Origin of the sequence: Anaerobutyricum hallii DSM 3353 (assembly GCF_000173975.1) — a bacterium.
In the GTDB taxonomy this organism is placed as follows: domain Bacteria; phylum Bacillota; class Clostridia; order Lachnospirales; family Lachnospiraceae; genus Anaerobutyricum; species Anaerobutyricum hallii.
In genome coordinates this window covers 1-18,488 of sequence record NZ_ACEP01000069.1, presented here as the reverse complement: position 1 = coordinate 18,488, position 18,488 = coordinate 1, and the positions used below count along the sequence as shown (strand labels likewise).

Annotated in this window: 13 protein-coding genes; 1 reads left to right on the top strand and 12 read right to left on the bottom strand. The window is 37.4% G+C overall.

What is annotated here, in order from left to right; genetic code table 11:
- Positions 1 to 207: 207 nt before the first annotated feature.
- The 9 genes from EUBHAL_RS06675 to EUBHAL_RS06635 form a co-directional block, all read right to left on the bottom strand.
- A complete protein-coding gene (locus tag EUBHAL_RS06675) occupies positions 208 to 2,316 on the bottom strand; it encodes a glutamine synthetase III family protein (protein WP_005346959.1) in 2,109 nt (702 codons plus the stop codon).
- 415 nt (positions 2,317 to 2,731) lie between these two features.
- Positions 2,732 to 4,120 carry a glycine--tRNA ligase gene (locus EUBHAL_RS06670; protein ID WP_005346958.1) on the bottom strand — a complete coding sequence of 463 codons (1,389 nt, stop codon included), beginning with the start codon at positions 4,118 to 4,120 and terminating at the stop codon, positions 2,732 to 2,734.
- A gap of 202 nt (positions 4,121 to 4,322) precedes the next feature.
- Positions 4,323 to 5,060: a DNA repair protein RecO gene (gene recO / locus EUBHAL_RS06665; protein ID WP_005346949.1), complete on the bottom strand. Its 738-nt coding sequence runs from the start codon at positions 5,058 to 5,060 to the stop codon at positions 4,323 to 4,325.
- A gap of 8 nt (positions 5,061 to 5,068) precedes the next feature.
- A complete protein-coding gene (era, locus tag EUBHAL_RS06660; RefSeq protein WP_005346947.1) occupies positions 5,069 to 5,974 on the bottom strand; it encodes a GTPase Era in 906 nt (301 codons plus the stop codon).
- Positions 5,975 to 5,998: 24 nt separating this feature from the next.
- Positions 5,999 to 8,917: an insulinase family protein gene (locus tag EUBHAL_RS06655; RefSeq protein ID WP_005346945.1), complete on the bottom strand. Its 2,919-nt coding sequence runs from the start codon at positions 8,915 to 8,917 to the stop codon at positions 5,999 to 6,001.
- Positions 8,918 to 9,807: 890 nt separating this feature from the next.
- Positions 9,808 to 10,656 (bottom strand): metal ABC transporter permease, encoded by an 849-nt coding sequence (locus tag EUBHAL_RS06650; RefSeq protein WP_005346936.1) that lies wholly within the window; start codon positions 10,654 to 10,656, stop codon positions 9,808 to 9,810.
- Positions 10,653 to 11,375 carry a metal ABC transporter ATP-binding protein gene (locus EUBHAL_RS06645; RefSeq protein WP_044922341.1) on the bottom strand — a complete coding sequence of 241 codons (723 nt, stop codon included), beginning with the start codon at positions 11,373 to 11,375 and terminating at the stop codon, positions 10,653 to 10,655. The genes EUBHAL_RS06650 and EUBHAL_RS06645 overlap by 4 nt, the downstream gene beginning before the upstream one ends.
- Before the next feature lie 137 nt (positions 11,376 to 11,512).
- The gene (locus EUBHAL_RS06640; protein WP_005346930.1) at positions 11,513 to 12,595 is read right to left on the bottom strand and encodes a metal ABC transporter substrate-binding protein; all 1,083 of its coding nucleotides are present in this window, start codon (positions 12,593 to 12,595) and stop codon (positions 11,513 to 11,515) included.
- A 414-nt stretch (positions 12,596 to 13,009) separates the two neighbouring features.
- Complete coding sequence (locus EUBHAL_RS06635; protein WP_005346924.1) at positions 13,010 to 13,711, bottom strand: ribonuclease H1 domain-containing protein; 702 nt, start codon at positions 13,709 to 13,711, stop codon at positions 13,010 to 13,012.
- A gap of 275 nt (positions 13,712 to 13,986) precedes the next feature.
- On the opposite strand from EUBHAL_RS06635, the gene EUBHAL_RS06630 reads away from it, so the two are divergent.
- A complete protein-coding gene (locus EUBHAL_RS06630; protein WP_005346922.1) occupies positions 13,987 to 14,673 on the top strand; it encodes a helix-turn-helix transcriptional regulator in 687 nt (228 codons plus the stop codon).
- Positions 14,674 to 15,001: 328 nt separating this feature from the next.
- Here EUBHAL_RS06630 and EUBHAL_RS06625 read toward each other — a convergent pair whose 3' ends face one another.
- The 3 genes from EUBHAL_RS06625 to EUBHAL_RS06615 all read right to left on the bottom strand — a co-directional run bounded on the left by EUBHAL_RS06625 (position 15,002) and on the right by EUBHAL_RS06615 (position 18,433).
- A complete protein-coding gene (locus EUBHAL_RS06625) occupies positions 15,002 to 15,808 on the bottom strand; it encodes an SH3 domain-containing protein (RefSeq protein WP_005346915.1) in 807 nt (268 codons plus the stop codon).
- Between the two features lie 13 nt (positions 15,809 to 15,821).
- A complete protein-coding gene (locus EUBHAL_RS06620) occupies positions 15,822 to 17,711 on the bottom strand; it encodes a hypothetical protein (RefSeq protein ID WP_005346909.1) in 1,890 nt (629 codons plus the stop codon).
- 110 nt (positions 17,712 to 17,821) lie between these two features.
- Positions 17,822 to 18,433: a GH25 family lysozyme gene (locus EUBHAL_RS06615; protein ID WP_044922336.1), complete on the bottom strand. Its 612-nt coding sequence runs from the start codon at positions 18,431 to 18,433 to the stop codon at positions 17,822 to 17,824.
- Positions 18,434 to 18,488 lie beyond the last annotated feature (55 nt).

Genomic DNA, 18,488 nt, shown 5'->3' with positions numbered 1-18,488 from the left:
AAGTTGTCTCTCTGAAGACGAACATAAGCATGGCAAAGTTCTTCAATGGTTGTGATTCATACTCCTGTTCTGTTTTTGCTTCATTCATATTCCTCTGTTGCAATAAAGCAACAGTTTCCTACTCCAATCAGCAGTCTAAAATGTATATAAGAACTCTCTTTTTATCTTAATCTAAAACTAAAGCGACACCCAGTCTGTCTCTCTATCCTATACTTCGAAGATTAAATCTCCATAACTTGGGAATGGCCATGCAGATTTGGCTACTAACATTTCAAGTTTATCTGCTGGTTTTCTTAACTCATCCATTGCTGTAAATACAACGTCATGGTAGTAGTGACCCTGTTCTGCGCCTTCTTCCATAGCTTCTGCCTTGCCTGCTACTTCTTCGAGGTGTGCAAGTGCTGCATACATATCTTTTAAGTTTGTAGAAATGTCTGCCATTAATGCTTCCTGTACAGAAGTATCTACTGCGCTGCTTGCTGCTTTGATTGCATTAACAGATTCTGCAAGGCTGGTCTGGTATTTGATTGTTGCAGGGACAATCTGTTTCTTAGCCATGTCAATCATAGTAAGTGCTTCAATGTTGATTGTCTTAGAATATGTTTCGTACATAACTTCTGCACGGGATTCCATCTCGGCTTTTGTATATACACCGTGTTTTTCAAAGATCTCAACTGCTTCTGGTTTTACTAATGCAGGAACAGCATCTACCATACATTTGATGTTTGGAAGTCCTCTTCTCTCTGCTTCAACAACCCATTCATCAGAATATCCGTTACCGTTGAAAATGATTCTCTTATGTGCTGCGATTGTATCTTTGATCATGTCATGGAGAGCCATTGGTAAGTCCTCTGCTGCCTCTAGTTTGTCTGCCATGTCACATAATACTTCTGCAACGATTGTGTTAAGTACTGTGTTAGGGTCTGCGATAGACTGTGTGGAACCAACCATACGGAATTCAAACTTGTTACCTGTGAATGCGAATGGTGATGTTCTGTTACGGTCTGTAGCATCTTTCTGGAAATGTGGAAGAGAATGTACACCAGAAATGTATTCTTCTCCCTCTAAGGAGCTTGTTGCTTCTCCATTATCTACGAATTGTTCTACTACGTCCTCTAACTGTTCTCCTAAAAATACGGAGATGATTGCTGGAGGTGCTTCGTTTGCTCCTAAACGGTGGTCATTACCTGGTGTGGAAGCAGAAAGGCGAAGCAAGTCTGCATGTTCATCTACTGCACGAAGAATTGCAGCTAAGAATAATAAGAACTGCATATTTTCATGTGGTGTTTCACCTGGATCTAAAAGGTTCTCTCCCTCATCTGTACACATAGACCAGTTGTTATGTTTACCAGAACCGTTGATTCCTGCGAATGGTTTCTCATGTAAGAGACATTTAAGACCTAACTCATCAGCAACTCTCTGTGCTGTTTCCATTACTAACTGGTTGTGGTCTGTAGCAATGTTGTTCTGGTCATAAATAGGAGCGATCTCATGCTGTGCTGGAGCAACTTCGTTATGCTGTGTCTTAGCAGAAATGCCAAGTTTCCATAACTCTTCATTAAATTTCTCCATAAATCCAAGAACTCTTTCTGGGATAACACCGAAGTAATGATCATCCATTTCCTGTCCTTTTGGAGGCATTGCACCAAATAATGTTCTTCCTGTAAAGATTAAATCCTTTCTCTTTAAGAAGTTTCCTTTATCAACAAGGAAATATTCCTGCTCTGCTCCAACAGATGTTGTTACATGTTTTGCTGTCTTATTTCCAAATAATCTTAAGATACGAATTGCCTGTACGTCTAATGCCTGCATAGAACGAAGAAGCGGAGTCTTCTTATCAAGTGCCTCACCTTTGTAAGAGCAGAATGCTGTCGGAATGCAAAGAATAGTAGAATGTGGTGTTTCTTTGATAAATGCTGGTGATGTGCAATCCCATGCTGTATATCCTCTTGCCTCAAATGTTGCTCTTAATCCACCGGATGGAAAAGAAGAAGCATCTGGCTCACCTTTGATTAACTCTTTACCAGAGAAGCGAAGTAATGTTGTTCCATCACCCTGTGGGTCAATAAATGCATCATGCTTTTCAGCAGTGATACCAGTTAATGGCTGGAACCAGTGAGTGAAATGTGTTGCTCCTTTTTCAAGAGCCCATTCTTTCATCTCATGAGCAACGATGTCTGCTACTTCAGGATCAAGTTCTGCGCCTGCTTCAATTGTAGCTTTCATCTTCTTATATGCAGCTTTTGGAAGTCTTTCCTTCATTACTGCGTCATTAAAAACATTGGAACCAAAAATTTTCTTCACATCTGTTTTCATAATTATTACATCCTTTCATGTTTATCCTTTTCATCGACAATTGCCATTCCTGCCCGAAGGTCAAAAAATGTAAAAAGCGTCCGAGAATCCTTATGATTCGCGAACGCCATTGTTCTCATCGAGATTGAATTATTTACTTTTCGCAATTGCTAAATATAAAATACCCCGATTTGTTTAAAAATGCAAGTGATTTTTGTGTTTTTTCTCACTTTCATGAAATTAGACAAAAATAACTTGAGTTTATAAAGCAAATTCCTATATTTTTAACAATTAGCCTTATTTGCGCTTAATTTTATTAATTCAATCGAAAATTTCTAACAAAAAAACCCTCACAAAAACCGCTGGCAATATGTTGTTCGGGCTTTTGCGGGGGCTGGCATTCGGTTATCCCGCTGAGTATTTTGTAAATTTTTTACTAATAATTGAATTTCTCAGCAAAGTAATCCTTCAAATCTTCAATTTTAATTCTTTCCTGTTCCATGGTATCACGGTCTCGTACAGTAACAGCACCATCTTCTACAGAATCAAAGTCATACGTAACACAGTAAGGAGTACCAATCTCGTCCTGACGGCGGTATCTCTTACCGATATTTCCTCTGTCATCAAATTCGCAGTTATAAATCTTGCTTAATTCATGATAAATCTTCTCAGCACCCTCATTAAGCTTCTTAGAAAGTGGTAAAATACCAACTTTAACTGGAGCGATTGCTGGGTGGAAATGCATCACATTTCTTGTCTCGCCGTCTTTAATCTCTTCTTCGTCGTATGCAGCACATAAGAATGCTAATGTTACACGGTCTGCACCTAATGATGGCTCGATAACATAAGGGATATACTTTTTCTTCTCTGCATCATCAAAATAAGTAAGATCCTGTCCGGATACTTCCTGATGACAGTTAAGGTCATAATCTGTACGGTCAGCAATACCCCATAATTCTCCCCATCCAAATGGGAATAAGAATTCGATATCACTTGTTGCTTTAGAGTAGAAAGATAACTCTTCTTTATCATGATCACGAATTCTTAATTCTTCGTCTTTTAATCCAAGGTCTTTTAACCAGTTTACACAGAAATCCTTCCAGTATGCAAACCATTCTAAGTCTGTATCTGGCTTACAGAAGAATTCTAATTCCATCTGCTCAAACTCTCTTGTACGGAAAGTAAAGTTACCTGGTGTGATCTCATTACGGAAAGACTTACCAATCTGTCCAATACCAAACGGAATCTTCTTACGGGAAGTACGGGCAACATTCTTAAAGTTAACAAAGATACCCTGTGCTGTCTCTGGTCTTAAATAAACAGTATTCTTTGCATCTTCTGTAACACCCTGGAAAGTCTTGAACATCAGGTTAAACTGTCTGATATCTGTAAAGTTATGCTTTCCACAGCTTGGACATGGCACATTGTTATCATCGATAAATGCCTTCATTTTCTCCTGAGACCATCCATCTACAGAAGATTCTAACTCAATCTCATGCTCCTGTGCAAAATCTTCGATAATCTTATCCGCACGGAATCTTTCCTTACATTCTTTACAATCCATTAATGGATCAGAAAAACTGCCAAGATGACCGGAAGCTACCCATGTCTGTGGGTTCATCAGAATCGCACAATCAACACCTACGTTATATGGACTTTCCTGAATGAACTTCTTCCACCATGCTTTCTTTACGTTGTTCTTTAATTCTACGCCAAGATTTCCATAGTCCCAAGTATTAGCCAGACCGCCATAAATTTCAGAGCCTGGGTATACAAAACCTCTCGCTTTTGCAACTGCAATAATCTTGTCCATTGTTTTTTCCATGACACTTTTACCTCATTTTTCTTTATTCGATATATTTTCGCCTTTTATTCTACCCTGTCTTTTCCACCATTGCAAGCCCTTTTTGTCAGACAGCAAAAAGTTCTTCAAAAAAATGACTGAATTCTCTTCAGAAAACTCAGTCATTGAATTACCGGGTATCTGCTTTGTGATTCTTCATATCGCAGATTGCAGGAATGATTTTTCAAACACACTCTAGCATTTCAGCAGATTTAAACCTATGCCCAGCCTGTACTGCAAAATACCGCTTTACTATCCACTCAAATTCTTTATCAATGTTTTCTTTGAGAGTAAAGGAATATAAACGGTTTAGTGGAATCGAAGATACATACTGCAGTACATAAAGAACTGCCGATTCCACCTCTCTTCCCTGTCCTTTTACAGCACAGCCGCTGCAGAGCATACCGCCCTCTTCAAAAGAAATCCTTGTAAGATGCTCCTCGTTTCCGCAGTGAACACATTGAAAAGACTGCAGCCCAAATCCGGCAAACTGCAATATTTTCAGTTCATAGATTCTCCGTATGAGAGAAAGAGAAATCAGCTTCTTTTTCATGGCAAGAAAAGTAACAAACAAAAGATTCAGTATATTTCTTTCGTCCTGCCCTTCCATTGTAAAATATTCTGCCACTTCTGCAAAATAAGAACTATAATAAATATCTTCTAAATCTTTTTTTAAGAAATAAAAATAGTCTTTACACTCCGCAGAATTTAAGTATGTATAATTCCTCGTATCTGTGACCATAAACTCACAATAAATAAGCGGCTGCGTCACCCCAAACAAAGGGTGTTTTGGCCGGCGGCTTCCTCTGGCAAATACCTGAATCTTCCCCCGCTCTTTTGTAAGAATCGTAAGCCGTCTGTCATTCTCTCCAACAGGATAGACTGACAGGACAATCCCTGTCACTTTTGTTTGTTCACTCATCGTTGTCTTTACAGTTCTTTCTTATTATAACCATAGTTTTTCAGTAGGATATCACTATCTCTCCAATCTTTTCGAACCTTTACCCACAGACGCAGATTTACCTTCATATCAAGAAGATTCTCCATCTCCACTCTTGCCTGTGTACCGATTTCTTTGATCATCGCACCCTTCTTGCCAATGATAATACGTTTATGTGACTCTCTCTCACAGACAATTACTGCCTCAATATCTACAATATTGCCGTTTTTTCGAGTCTTCATACGCTCAATCACAACAGCAATGCCATGTGGAATCTCCTGACTTAACAGACGAAGCGCCTTTTCTCTGACAAGCTCTGCCACAATCTGGCGTTCCGGCTGGTCTGTGATAGTATCCTCATCATAATACATTGGTCCTTCTGGAAGATATTTAAAAATAGAATGTACTAAATCATCTGTATTATTACCCTCTAATGCACTAACCGGAATAATCTCTGCAAAATTACACTGATCTTTATAGGCAACAATGGCCTTCAAGATTTCCTCTTCAGTTGCAACATCTGTCTTATTGATTACGAGGAAGATCGGTGTCTTTACATTCTGAAGCTTCTCAATAATATACTGCTCTCCCCCACCGATAAATGTCGTTGGTTCTACGAGCCATAAAATAAGATCTACTTCATTGAGTGTTCTCTCGGCAGCCATAAGCATGTAATCTCCAAGCTTATTCTTTGCTTTATTGATTCCCGGTGTATCGAGGAAGACAATCTGACCTTCCTCGCTTGTATATACAGTCTGAATCCGATTTCTTGTTGTCTGCGCTTTACTGGAAGTAATCGCAATCTTCTGACCAATTAACTGATTCATTAATGTAGACTTTCCTACATTCGGACGACCAATAATGGTTACAAATCCTGATTTAAAACATCTGCTCATATTTTTTCCTTTCTCTATTACCCTCTATTGATTCAGGCTGCATACCTGCTTAAATATCTCTTTTTCTTCTTCTAACTTACGGTCATTGCCGATAGCACATACCGTTCCTGCGCCCATCATAGATTCAATATAATCGGCAAGGGAGCGAATCGTCTCATCCGTTGCATCGAGTACCTGATTTCTCTCTTTTTGAATCATCTCTACTGTAATTCCTGACTGGTAGGCATGGAAAGAACGCTCTCCCAATGCAGACGGCTCTAACGGCTGATCAATGCCACTGATAGTTCCGATGATATACTTTGTCATATCTCTCTTACCAGCTTCAAAGTTTCTCACATAATCCGCTGCCTTTTTATAAACATCCAATGTAGCAGAAAGGTTTGGATCTCTGTAGGAAGTAAAAAAACCATATCCATTCCTTGAGAAATTACACATACATCCGTATGCACCGCCAGTCACACGGACATTCACCCAGAGATAATCATAGGAGAAAATGGTCTTTAATACCTTTAATGCACCGTGGTATTCCTGTCCTTCTTTTTCAAAACAGCCGGCACTTGCTACATACTGTACTTTACTTGCTGTCTTAAATCCCTCATTCTTTTTCTCCAAAACAAATGCGGGAACTGCTTTAACGCATGGCATATCATAAAGCATACGGTTAAACTGTAGCATTTCTCCTTCCATTAAGGACTTAAAGTTAAACTCTCCCGTAAGGGATAATGTCAGGTTCTCTTTACGGAAAATGCACATCTGCGCTCTCACGAGCTGCTTCATAAGAAGATCTGCATTACTGTCAAAGTTCTTATCAAGCTTCTTTACAAATTCATAAAAACCAATTCCTTCTGCTGTATCTTTGTATTTCATCATCGGGTCAATATAAGAAAGGGCACGATTCGCTGCATATACATGACCCGCTGCCGGAATTCTTGTATCCATCTTTGTGCGAAGTTCAGAAATAATCTCTTTTAAACGCTTCTTATTATCCATCTTGGAGCTTAAAAGAACTTCTTTTAACAGGGACATGCCATCTGCCACCTGATTCTCCATACACTTCATATGAACACTAAAATATGGACGGTAGGCATCCTTTTTCCATACAAGAACGTTCATGCCTGTCTGAAAAGATAATCCACCAATCTTTAAATTGATTTCTGTTGCCAGATCATTATAGGAAAAATGTTCTGTATCTACATAACGATAAATCTCTGTCAGTAAAGTAGCATATGGAATCAGTTCTTCCGGCAGTTCTGACATATCAAAGCAAAAATCAGAATATACAATTCCATTCGTATGGTATTCATGAACAACTGCTGTTGTACCGCCAATTGTTACCTCTTTATTCTTAAATGGAAGTACCTCTCTTGAAATATCACTCAAGTCTAATGTAGGAATCTTCTCTAACTCTTCCTGAGTGGAAGGTGTCTCCTGAAATTCCTTCAACTTCTTTGTATCCTCAATCAGATAGTTTAACTGTTTTGCGTTGAGCTTATCTTTCATTCTGGCAAGCTGCTCTTTTAATTCTTCCTCCAAGCGCTCATTCTTGCCAACTTCCGGATAGAGATAGACATAGGCTTTATGAGTATTCTCTAAAAAGCTTTCTTTAATAAGCTGTTCAAAATAGCCTGTCTCTACCTTTTCTTTTAATCTGGCAAGCGGAGTCAGGGAATCAGCAAGTTCTAATGCCTTTGTATCATCATATAACCAGCTATTTAAGAAATTCAGTCCATAAATAAGCCCCTTCGGAAAACGGCCGAAATCTGCTTCGCGATACTTAAACTCATAATTATTAATCGCTGAATAAATCGCCTTTTTGTTAAGACCATTTTCTGCCTGCTCTCTTAAGGCTTCTTCTAATGTTTTTATAAAAAGAGCCTCGTTACCCTTTTTCGCATTCTTTACAATAACAGAAAACAATGGCTGCTGGATTCCGCCATCATAGTAGCTATCCACATCTTTTCCAAGACCGGCATCAATCAGTTTCTTTCTAACTGGTGCACCCGGCATGGTAAAAAGAACATAATCAAGAATCTGCATTGCAAGGCCACGTTCGTTATCACAGCTATCTCCCGCTGCCACATTATAACTTAAATAGACACCTTCCTCTTCTTTCTCAGACACAGAATAGGTATCTTTTAATGTTTCTGGTGCTTTGAACACTTCCTGCATTGCAACTTTAGAATCCACTGTCTTTTTCTCATAGTGGCTTAAATATTCTTCGTCAATAAAAGCAAGCTCTCTTGCAAAATCCACGTCACCATACAAATAAATATAACTGTTTGATGGATGATAATATTTGCTGTGAAACTCTAAAAACTTCTCTCTGGTAAGTTCCGGAATTGCATCTGGGTCACCACCGGACTCAAAAGCATACGGAGTATCCTTTAAGAGTGCCTCCTGAATCTTTCTAGCTAAAACATCATCTGGTGAAGAAAAAACACCTTTCATCTCATTGTATACAACACCATTAAACTTCAGTTCATCATCCTTATCAGCAATCTCGTAATGCCAGCCTTCCTGTTTGAGAATCTCATCTCTCTTGTAAATATTCGGATGAAAAACAGCATCTAAATAAACGTGCATCAGATTATGATAATCCTGAGCATTGCAGCTTGCGATTGGATAAACTGTCTTATCTGGATAGGTCATTGCATTTAAAAATGTATTCAGAGAACCTTTTGCAAGCTCAATAAATGGATCTTTTGATGGAAACTTATCCGAACCACATAATACAGAATGTTCCAAAATATGAGCAACACCAGTATCATCTGCCGGAGGGGTACGAAATGCGATACTAAATACCTTGTTCGTATCATCATTCTCTATTAAAAGAACTCTCGCACCAGTCTTCTTATGTTCCAATACATAGCCGTATCCATTCAGTTCGTCTATCTTTTCCTTCTGCACAAAGGAATAACTTTTAAAATCTGTTTCTTTTAGCATTCGCTATCTACCTCCTGCTTTTTGTATTTTATAAAAAGGACTGTAACCGCTACTTTTATCCTGTCGTAGCATTCCCCGTTTTTAACAGTTTTATTTTTGATTACAGATATTGTAATAATCCAGAACTTCATCCACACTACTCTGAATCATTACAGACTATTTAATATCATAACACAAGTAACCGAAAAAAAAAAGAAGGTCTTACCGAAGTAAAACCTTCTTCCTATTCTTATAAAATATTCAGCAAATATGTATGCGATATTCTGACTAATTGTTGATGTTCTACACACCTATTTATATAAGGAAGAAACGTCTATTTTCCGTGTATATATTCTTCGATTTTCGCAAAAAATAAGCTGTTTTTATTATCTGTATATTTTTTTAGTACCTTTTTAGTACTTCTCGTATGGCGGCAAGTGCGGAACTTTTCACGCTTGTAACAAGTGTACATCTAGTACGGTTGTACATGATAATGGATACTCCAAAACTTAACAACCTTTATCAAAACTTAAGAATATGAACCAGATATTGAATTTAATGAAAAGCAATACAAGGACGCTTTAAATCTCTTTTGGTTTCTCCAAGTTCTAAAAGTTCTTCTAATTTCTCTATGAAACCTTTCATACGCACGCCTACTATACCTATTGGGGTATTGGTGCATAATACCCGTATGGGTATATGTTGTCAATGATGAAATTACAAAAAATGGGAAGATGATAAAAAATATCATCTTCCCAAAAGTTTTACGATTATATAATTATCTGGCTATCAATGAACAACTACCAAAAAGTACACAAAATTCTATAGCTGATTGTACGCATTATACATTAAGTTCTGTTGATATCATTGATATCCGTATAAGTTATAAAGGGTAAAATAGTTAAAACACCCTATATTCTTCCTATAAACTTCCCAATTATACAGTTTACAAAAAATAAAATCAAATCAAGAATTACAATTGTCGCACCTACCGGCGTGGAACAAAGAATAGAGAGTACAATTCCAAAGAAAGCACCTATTACTGAAAGAACGGCTGCGTAAATAATCACACCTTTAAATGACTGCATCACCCTCATCGCTGAAAGTGCCGGAAATATAATCAATGCCGAGATAAGCAGCGAGCCGACCAGGCTCATGGCAAGTACAATAATCACTGCCGTAATAATTGCGATAATCATGTTGTAGGTTTCTGCATTTTTTCCAATTGCCCTTGTAAAGTTTTCATCAAAAGTTACTGCAAAAATACGATTATAAAATAAAATAAAAAATGCAACAACTAGTATCGACATAATTATACAGGTAAAAACTTCGGTTTTTGTTAATGTAAGAATTGTTGTCGAACCAAATAAGGTTGAACAGACATCCCCCGATACATTTGCAGAGGTAGAAAAGAGGTTCATGACAAGATAACCGACTGCCAGTGAGCTTACCGAAAGCATTGCGATTGCGGCATCCCCCTTTATCTTTGTATTCTGTCCAGTTCGAAGGAGCAAAATTGCCGCAGCTATAGTAACTGGCATAATAAAAATCGTATTATTTACTAATTTAAAAATTGTAGCAACCGCCATTGCACCAAAGGCAACATGAGAAAGACCATCTCCGATAAAAGAAAAACGTTTCAGTACTAATGTTACCCCAAGTAATGAAGAACACAAAGCAATCAGAACTCCGACAATCAATGCATACCGCACAAATGGATAAGATAAATAAAAAGAAAGTTCCTGTAAAATATGTGTCATTTTTTATCGCCTCCTATCCTGTTTTCCTCTGCATTTTTAAACAATTTCCATTTATCACTGTTCATATATTCTTCCTTTGTCCCATAAAAAGAGTTTTTCTTTTGCATATGAAGGATATGTGTTGCATAATCAAGTGCCTGTACATCATGAGAAACCATGATGACAGCGATTCCCTCTTCACTTAAATCTTTTGTCACCTGATAAAACTCTGCCGTCACCTTTGGGTCAAGCCCTGTTACCGGCTCATCTAAAAGAATTACCTTACTCGCTGCGCACAATGCTCTCGCAAGAAGCGTCCGCTGCTGCTGACCGCCAGAAAGATTCCGATAACAGGACTTTCTGAGCTTCCACACTTCCATCCGCTTCATCTTCTCCTCAGCAAGCTTCTTCTCTGCTTTTCTATAAAATGGTCTCCAGCCACATTTCGCAAGTGTACCGGAAAGGACAATCTCCTCCACTGTTGCTGGAAAGTCTTTTTGTACGACTGTCTGCTGCGGCAGATAACCAACTTCGTATGCCTTAAGGCCATCTCCCGTAATAATGTCACCACTAATGGCATCTTGTAAATGAAGTAACGTCTTAATCAGCGTACTTTTTCCCGTTCCATTCTCTCCAACGATACAAAGATAATCGCCCTTACTGACTTTAAAATTTAAATCTGATACGATAGCATGTCCTTCGTATCCTAATGTTAAGTCTTTACAGGTAATATAAGCCATTTGTATCTCCACCTCTTTCTCTAAATTTCTTCCAGCACATTTTTTAACACACTCTAGCATAGTAATATTTGCAGGGTACTGTAACAATTAATTTCTATAATGCCGTAAAAATATACATAAATCTTTGTTTCGCAAACTTAATTCAAAGCCTCCGACAAAACAGATAAATTCTCTTGCATTACCTGTAAATAAGTAATACCATCCGCAATCTGCTCCTTTGTAACTGACTGCAAAGAATTCATCGCCAGAATCTTCTGATTTTTCTTTGTTGTATTACTTTTTACCGCTTCTGCAATCCGACCATCCGAATTTTCAATCGTCAATATAACAGGAAGCCGCAGCTCATCTGCCTTTTTTGCAAGAAATGTTACCGTTTCAAACCCAGCCATTGTCTCTGCACTACATCCAGCAAAAGCGGCATAATACTTTAAGTCATAATCATCTGCCATATATCGGAACGGAAAACGATCTCCAAATAAAATCGCTTTATACTTTGCATTCTGAATTGTGTTCGCATACTGCTTATCTAATGTATCCAGTTTTTTAATATAATTCTCTGCATTGGTTTGATAGACTTTTGCATTGTCAGAATCAAGCTGCTCAATTGCCTTTTCAATATTTTTCACCATAATTTCTGCATTACGAATAGATAGCCAAATATGTTCATCATATTCTGGTTCTTCATCCGCTGCTTCCTTTTGCCCATTTATTTCCTGAGAATTTTCATGACTTTCCTTCTGGGTTTGCTCCTGTTTTTCCTTCGAAGATTTTTCATGAGAATGTCCCAGAGATTCCCTTTCTTCCTGCATTCCTTCAACAACTTCTTCCTCTTTTACAAAATTGCCCAAAGTCTCCATAAGATTTATCGCCTTTAAATCTTTATTTTTCGCCTCTTTTAAAGCATCCTCAACCCATGTATCAGACTCTCCGCCAACATAGATAAACAAATCTGACGAACCAGCAGTCGCAATATCTTTCACCGCAGGCTGATAACTATGCATATCTACACCGTTATCCAGTAAAAGAGTCACATTAAAACGTTCTGCTTCTTCTCCAAGAATATTCTTCACCCAGTCGTATTGCGGAAAAGTAGTGCAGACAATCGAAATCTTATTACTGTTACCTTTCTCTATGCTGTTTTGCTCTATTGTATTTTCTGATTCAGCATTCTTTCTTGTAGTATTTTTTCCTGAAGTATTTTTAACTACAGAACATCCCACTGATAAAACAATACATAGAAAAAGTCCTGCCAGTAACAGAGAACTTGCTGATAACTTTTTTTCTTTTTAAATAGCTGTTTCATAAACACATTCCTTCTCCCTTTATAAATAAATTTCCTTTATAAATTTTCTTACTTTTTATTGGGAAAATGTAATCGAAATTTAATCGTGAATAAGTATTATCTCCAACAATCAAATTGCAAAATAAAAAAACGCAAATCAATTGCAATTTCATATTCTAGACACTTTCGATAAAAATGTCAAGAAGAAAATGCAACCAATTTGCATTTTTACTATTTGATTCAGTTAGAGAACAGACGCCCGAGAAAAGAACCGATACCCTATATTTGTGACTTTAGTCGCGGCGGTTTAAATGCTCGCTCATGCGCTCGCATTCAACACTTGTGCCAGCCTTCATTTTCTGTTCTTTTCTCTATATACATCAACATCCGGTATCCCATGCCCCTCTACTAATGCCTTTTTCGCCAGTTTATCAACCCGCTCGTTATAAAAATCTCCTGAATGTGCCTTTACTTTCTGAAAAATAACTTCTATCTTCTCCTGCATCCGCTTCATAAAAGCCGCATACTTCTTAGTATGTGGATTTTTGGCACTCCATACACCAGTTGCCCACTTTTCGATTCCCTCATAATCGTAGTGAATAACAACAGAGGAATACCCATTTTCAAATGCCCACTGTACCGCATACATCGCACCATGCATCTCCCCGGCTACATTGCGAATCGCTAATAACTCCGGCTCCTCTCCATTCCCGCTTCGCTCAATAATTCTTCCATCTTCAAGTAAAATAACACAGCCAAAAGAGTATTTTTGAATACTTACATCAAAACTTCCATCCACATAAACAACAAGCCTGTCGGATGTCGAAGTTGTTAGTGCAGTGGAATCTACACCAGTTGCTGCCGTTGAAGAATTCTTATTAGTAATTATTTTAGCTGCTCCAATATTTAAAAAAGCTTCTGCTTCTTCCTTCGTTAAAAATCCTTTATATTCTGCTCCGGAATATCCATACACCGCTTTTTTACATTCATCCCATGTATAAAATAAACCTGTTTTATGTCCTTTTCTTACAGCATAAATTTTCTTTTTTGCCATTCTATTTCCTCCATATTTCGTTGATATAATCTCTCTTGTTTATTGCTTTTAAATTATATAATTCCTTTTCTGGATGTTCAAGTGAAAAAATATTATATGTATGGACGAAGCTCGTCGTACAGATGTAGTATAAGTTAAACAATAAAAGATATTTCTTTAAAAATACTATATTTTTACCTCATTTTATGTTATTTTATCTTATATAATTTTTTATTACAATAATAATTTTTTCTGATTGACAGAAGTTATTTAATCAGACACATAAAGGAGCAACTATGACAGATTTACTTTATTCTTACACAACCACCGTAAAATTTCTAGGCAGTGTATTAGGACCAGATTATGAGGTGGTTCTTCAGGATTTATCTAATATAAACCACTCAGTAATTGCTATAGAGAATGGACATATCAGTGGGAGGACAATTGGCAGCCCTCTTACAAGTGCTGTATTCCAGATGCTTTCTTCAAAAGTGTATGAAGAGGATGACTTTATTGCCAACTATAAAGGGGTAGCAGAAAATGGACATATCCTTCGTTCTTCAAGTATGTTCATTAAAGATTCCAACGGAAATCCGATCGGACTCTTATGTATTAACTTTGATGACAGCCGCTATATGGAACTTCATGAAAAGTTATTTTCGCTGATTCATCCTGGAAATTTTGTAAAAAATATATCATCTGGCATAGCAGAATCCAAAGAAAATGTAAAAGATTTATCCAGCCGGATTACCGAAAACTTCGCCATTGATGTTGCTTCTCTTAGAGAACAGATTTTTAATGATGCAACAGCCAACTTTACAACACCTGTGGATCGTTTAAATCAAAATGAGCGGAAGGAAATCATGATCAAATTATATGAACAGGGGCTATTCCAATTAAAAGGTTCCATCCCGTTTGTTGCAAAAAGATTCTCCTGCTCACAGGCAACTATATACAGATATTTGGGAGAAATCAATAATTAAATAGGAATTTGCCGCAGGCAAGACAGACGCTCCCAAAGCGAGCAGGAAAAACAACACTCTAGTGAAATTACAGACAAAGCCATTGCCCCCAATAAGGCATATTTGTGATTTTAGTCGCGGCGTATTGAATGTTCGCTCTATTCGCTCACATCCAACACTTGCTCCGAGACCACAAATATGCCTTATTGAGGGCAATGGCTTCTGTGCTGTGGATAGAGAAGGTGAATTAAATCTTTTGTCCGTTTATCTGCTGCTTCCTCTGTAATATCCTTTTCTATAACGCTTTTTCATTTGATGCAATACTTAGTGAATCAAACGAGTCTTTTTATCATTTTTTCTTTTTGCATGGTGTCAGATACGATAATTTTACCCAGCCTTCCTGTCCTCCATACTCCGTTCTTCCCCAACCGTTTTTAAATTCTTTCATTTCAAGATACGTATTTTCAGGGACTTTTGCGATACTTCTTTGATCCTCTCCCGGTTTTTCCCGAAAGTTAATCTGCTGGGCACTGCTTAATGTCTCTACTTTCCAGGCTGCTTTACTGCTCTCTGGATAGCATCCTGCATAATAAAGATTTATCCAGCCGGTTCTTCCATTATTACTTACTTTACCCCAGCCGTCCCTGGTTTCCTGGACGATAAATTCTGCACCATAAGGAATTCCCTTTAATACTGCATCAGAGGTAACATCTGGTTCTTGATACATACGAATTCCTTTTTCTGTTGAAACATTAATATAAATCTGACTGTCTTCTTGTATACTAATCGATTCCTGGCAAATATACTTAAGATACGACATTTTCATCCAGCCGGAAAGGCCGGCATATTTTACCTTTCCCCATTTCTTTCCTTCTTTTATCGTGCTATCTGTTAATTCACAAAGTTTTCCTTCTGGCAGGGAACCAATCGGTACACTTCCTCCTGCCTCATCATAAATTGGGACACCATCTAAAGAATTACTCTTTATCGTACACCAGGTTCCTGTTCTTTTCTCTTTCCAGATATTTTGTTCCTGCCTCTTCTCTCCTATTTCTTCCGTCCACCAGCTTTTTAAATAGGAAAATGTAAAAAGGAAAACAGCAGCCAGACAAAGCAACGCGATAATATCTATTAATTTTTTATATAATTTGGGCATGACTTTTTCTCCTTTATTTTACACTTCGTGACACTTTATATACTGCAAAAAACAGATTCCCGCTGGCTTCTATTTCATCCACCGCTTTATATGTAAGATGCTCTGTATCTTCCTGTCCTAATAAATTCAAAACATTTTTCTTTCCTTTTGTTATAATGTATACATTCTTTTTTAATAAAAATCCTGTTCCTAAATTAGAAATTCCATCTTTCGCAAGCTTTTCTTCATATAATGGAGAATATGCTGTCCAGCTTCCCGACATATACCAGTTTCCCTGATGAAGATCATCTTTTACACCAGAAGGCTTGCCAAAACTTTGTGTATCTAAAATATAATAATTTTCTTTATGTTTTCCGCAGTAGGCTGCAATTTCTGCTTTTTGTCCACTGCCTGCCTCTCTTCCAGCCTGTATTCCCTGTATCGCTTGTATTCTATCACTTCCATTTACTCCCATATGTAAAATAACTGCCAGTAAAATACATTGAATAACAACAGAAATACGGATAAATGAAGTATCTTTCCAAAAAGAAAGCAAATGACATACAATCATAAATCCAACGCTCAGCATCAATAACCGAATACTTTCTTCTACTCTTTGCGGAAAACGTCCGTTCATTGCAAGGTAAATCCATTCTATATGAATAAGAAATGCACAGGTCCCTCCATAAAGAAAGGTCGAAACCCATCTTAAAAATCCATTTTTCCATTTAAATAACAACGTGACTGCCGTGAGTGGAACAATCAGGAACCACACATAAAATCCAGAAAACTTCAAGAATTCTCCTGTCTGCTTTTTCTTCATGCAATAACGATATGCTTTTTCTTTTGCATTCTCTGCTTTTTGCTCTAATGATAACTGAAGCTCTTGTGTCTTCTGATAATTATAAATTTTCTCGATAGTTTCTGTAGAGAAGTCATCATACAGACAGTAACTATAACTTTTAAATACTTTTTGTGCATTTTCACTCACACCAATGGATTGATAAAAATCTTCGTTTTCTTCATAATCCGGCAGCCCCGTATAATCCTGCATATAAGCCCTTGCATGATTATAAATAAAATAATTTTTCCAGCCCATTGAACCATACATCTGGGTATTTAAAAACAATATACCAGCTCCTAAAACACCACAGACTCCGAAAATGAACCACGGTTTAACAGAACGAAAGAAATCCATTCTGTATTTATACCATATTTCAATCAGCAAAAATGGAATGACCATATAAAAGCACTGTTTTCTCATACAATATGCCGATATTCCTAAAATACCAAGACAAAGTAAATTCCACGGTCTCCACAGTTCCTCTTTTTTTGAAAATCCAGTAAATAACAGACTCATGCATCCAAGAAATGCAGCAACTGTAGAAAATGTCAGATGAAAGAAACAAGGCATCCACACATAAACAAATGCAAGAGTGTAGAAAAAGCATATCAAAATTCTGTTACACCGGAAATAATTTAATATTCGAAATAATACCACCGTAAGTGCAAAAACTTCCAATAAAACAATTGCTGTCACATACCAGTTTGTCCCATTATCTGCCGGAACCGTAAAGGGCAGCTTTGGATTTAACTCGTATAACTTTGCTATGATCCATGATAGTGGATATTTTATAAAAATCGCATGTCCATCCGAAGTTCCTGTATAAGAACCATCTAAAATCTGTACAATAGCTGCATCATCATTTACCTCATAAGTAAATGCAACTTTATTGCACATTTTCATCATAAAAGGAAGTACGGTTCCAATTGCTAAAATCATATTTATCACAAAATTTATGACCTTGTTGGAAAGAAATTTATGATAGGAATCAAACGCTTTCCCTAAAAAAGAGCCCGCCTCTCTTCCCTCTGCATTTTGCCTGCTCTTTTGTATCTTTCCTTTATTTTTTCCTTTGTTCATAACAATCCCCTACTTTTCTTTACAAATTTTATATATCTATTATACCAAATATTTTACAAAACTGCTTCTGTTTTTTTCATGCATTTTTTAGAGCGTGTTTCAGACACGCTCTAGTCACATTTTCCTGCTTTCCGAAACCAGTGTTCTTTCTTCCCCTGTCCGGTAATCCGATTTAAATCTACTCTTCCGGGTATTCCAGGACAGATTCCATTGGAAGTAAATTGCTGCAGATCTGCACCTTTGTGCGCACTATATCTAGGGCGGTACACAGCGTCATTTAAGCCGTAACGCGCTTCCCACCAGGCACATCTTTTCGGGCGGCGCCGAATAATTCTCTCATATCTTTCATATTCAGAATACATTGTATAAAGCATCATCTTGTGTCTCTGCCTTTTCAAATAATTCAGGGCACTCTCCACTCCGTCTTCCGTATTTCCGGATTCCACATCAAGCACATATCCTATAAAATGTTTTTCTACCCGCTCTTTACACACTTCCACTAAAAATCTGGTCTGTGCAGTCTCATCCCCTCTGTTCAAAAATGCATATAACCAATATGGAATACCTCTTCTTTCACATTCTCTTATATTCGTATCTAGCGTTTCATCAATATAAGATGTCCCCTGGGTCGCTTTTGCAATAAGAAACGGACAATTGCTCTTTACTTTTCCCCAGTTACGTACAGGATGATAGTGGCTGATATCTGGATAATAGTTGCTCATGATGGCCTCCATTGAGAATTGAATATATTTATTCTATTCACAAATATGTTATGTG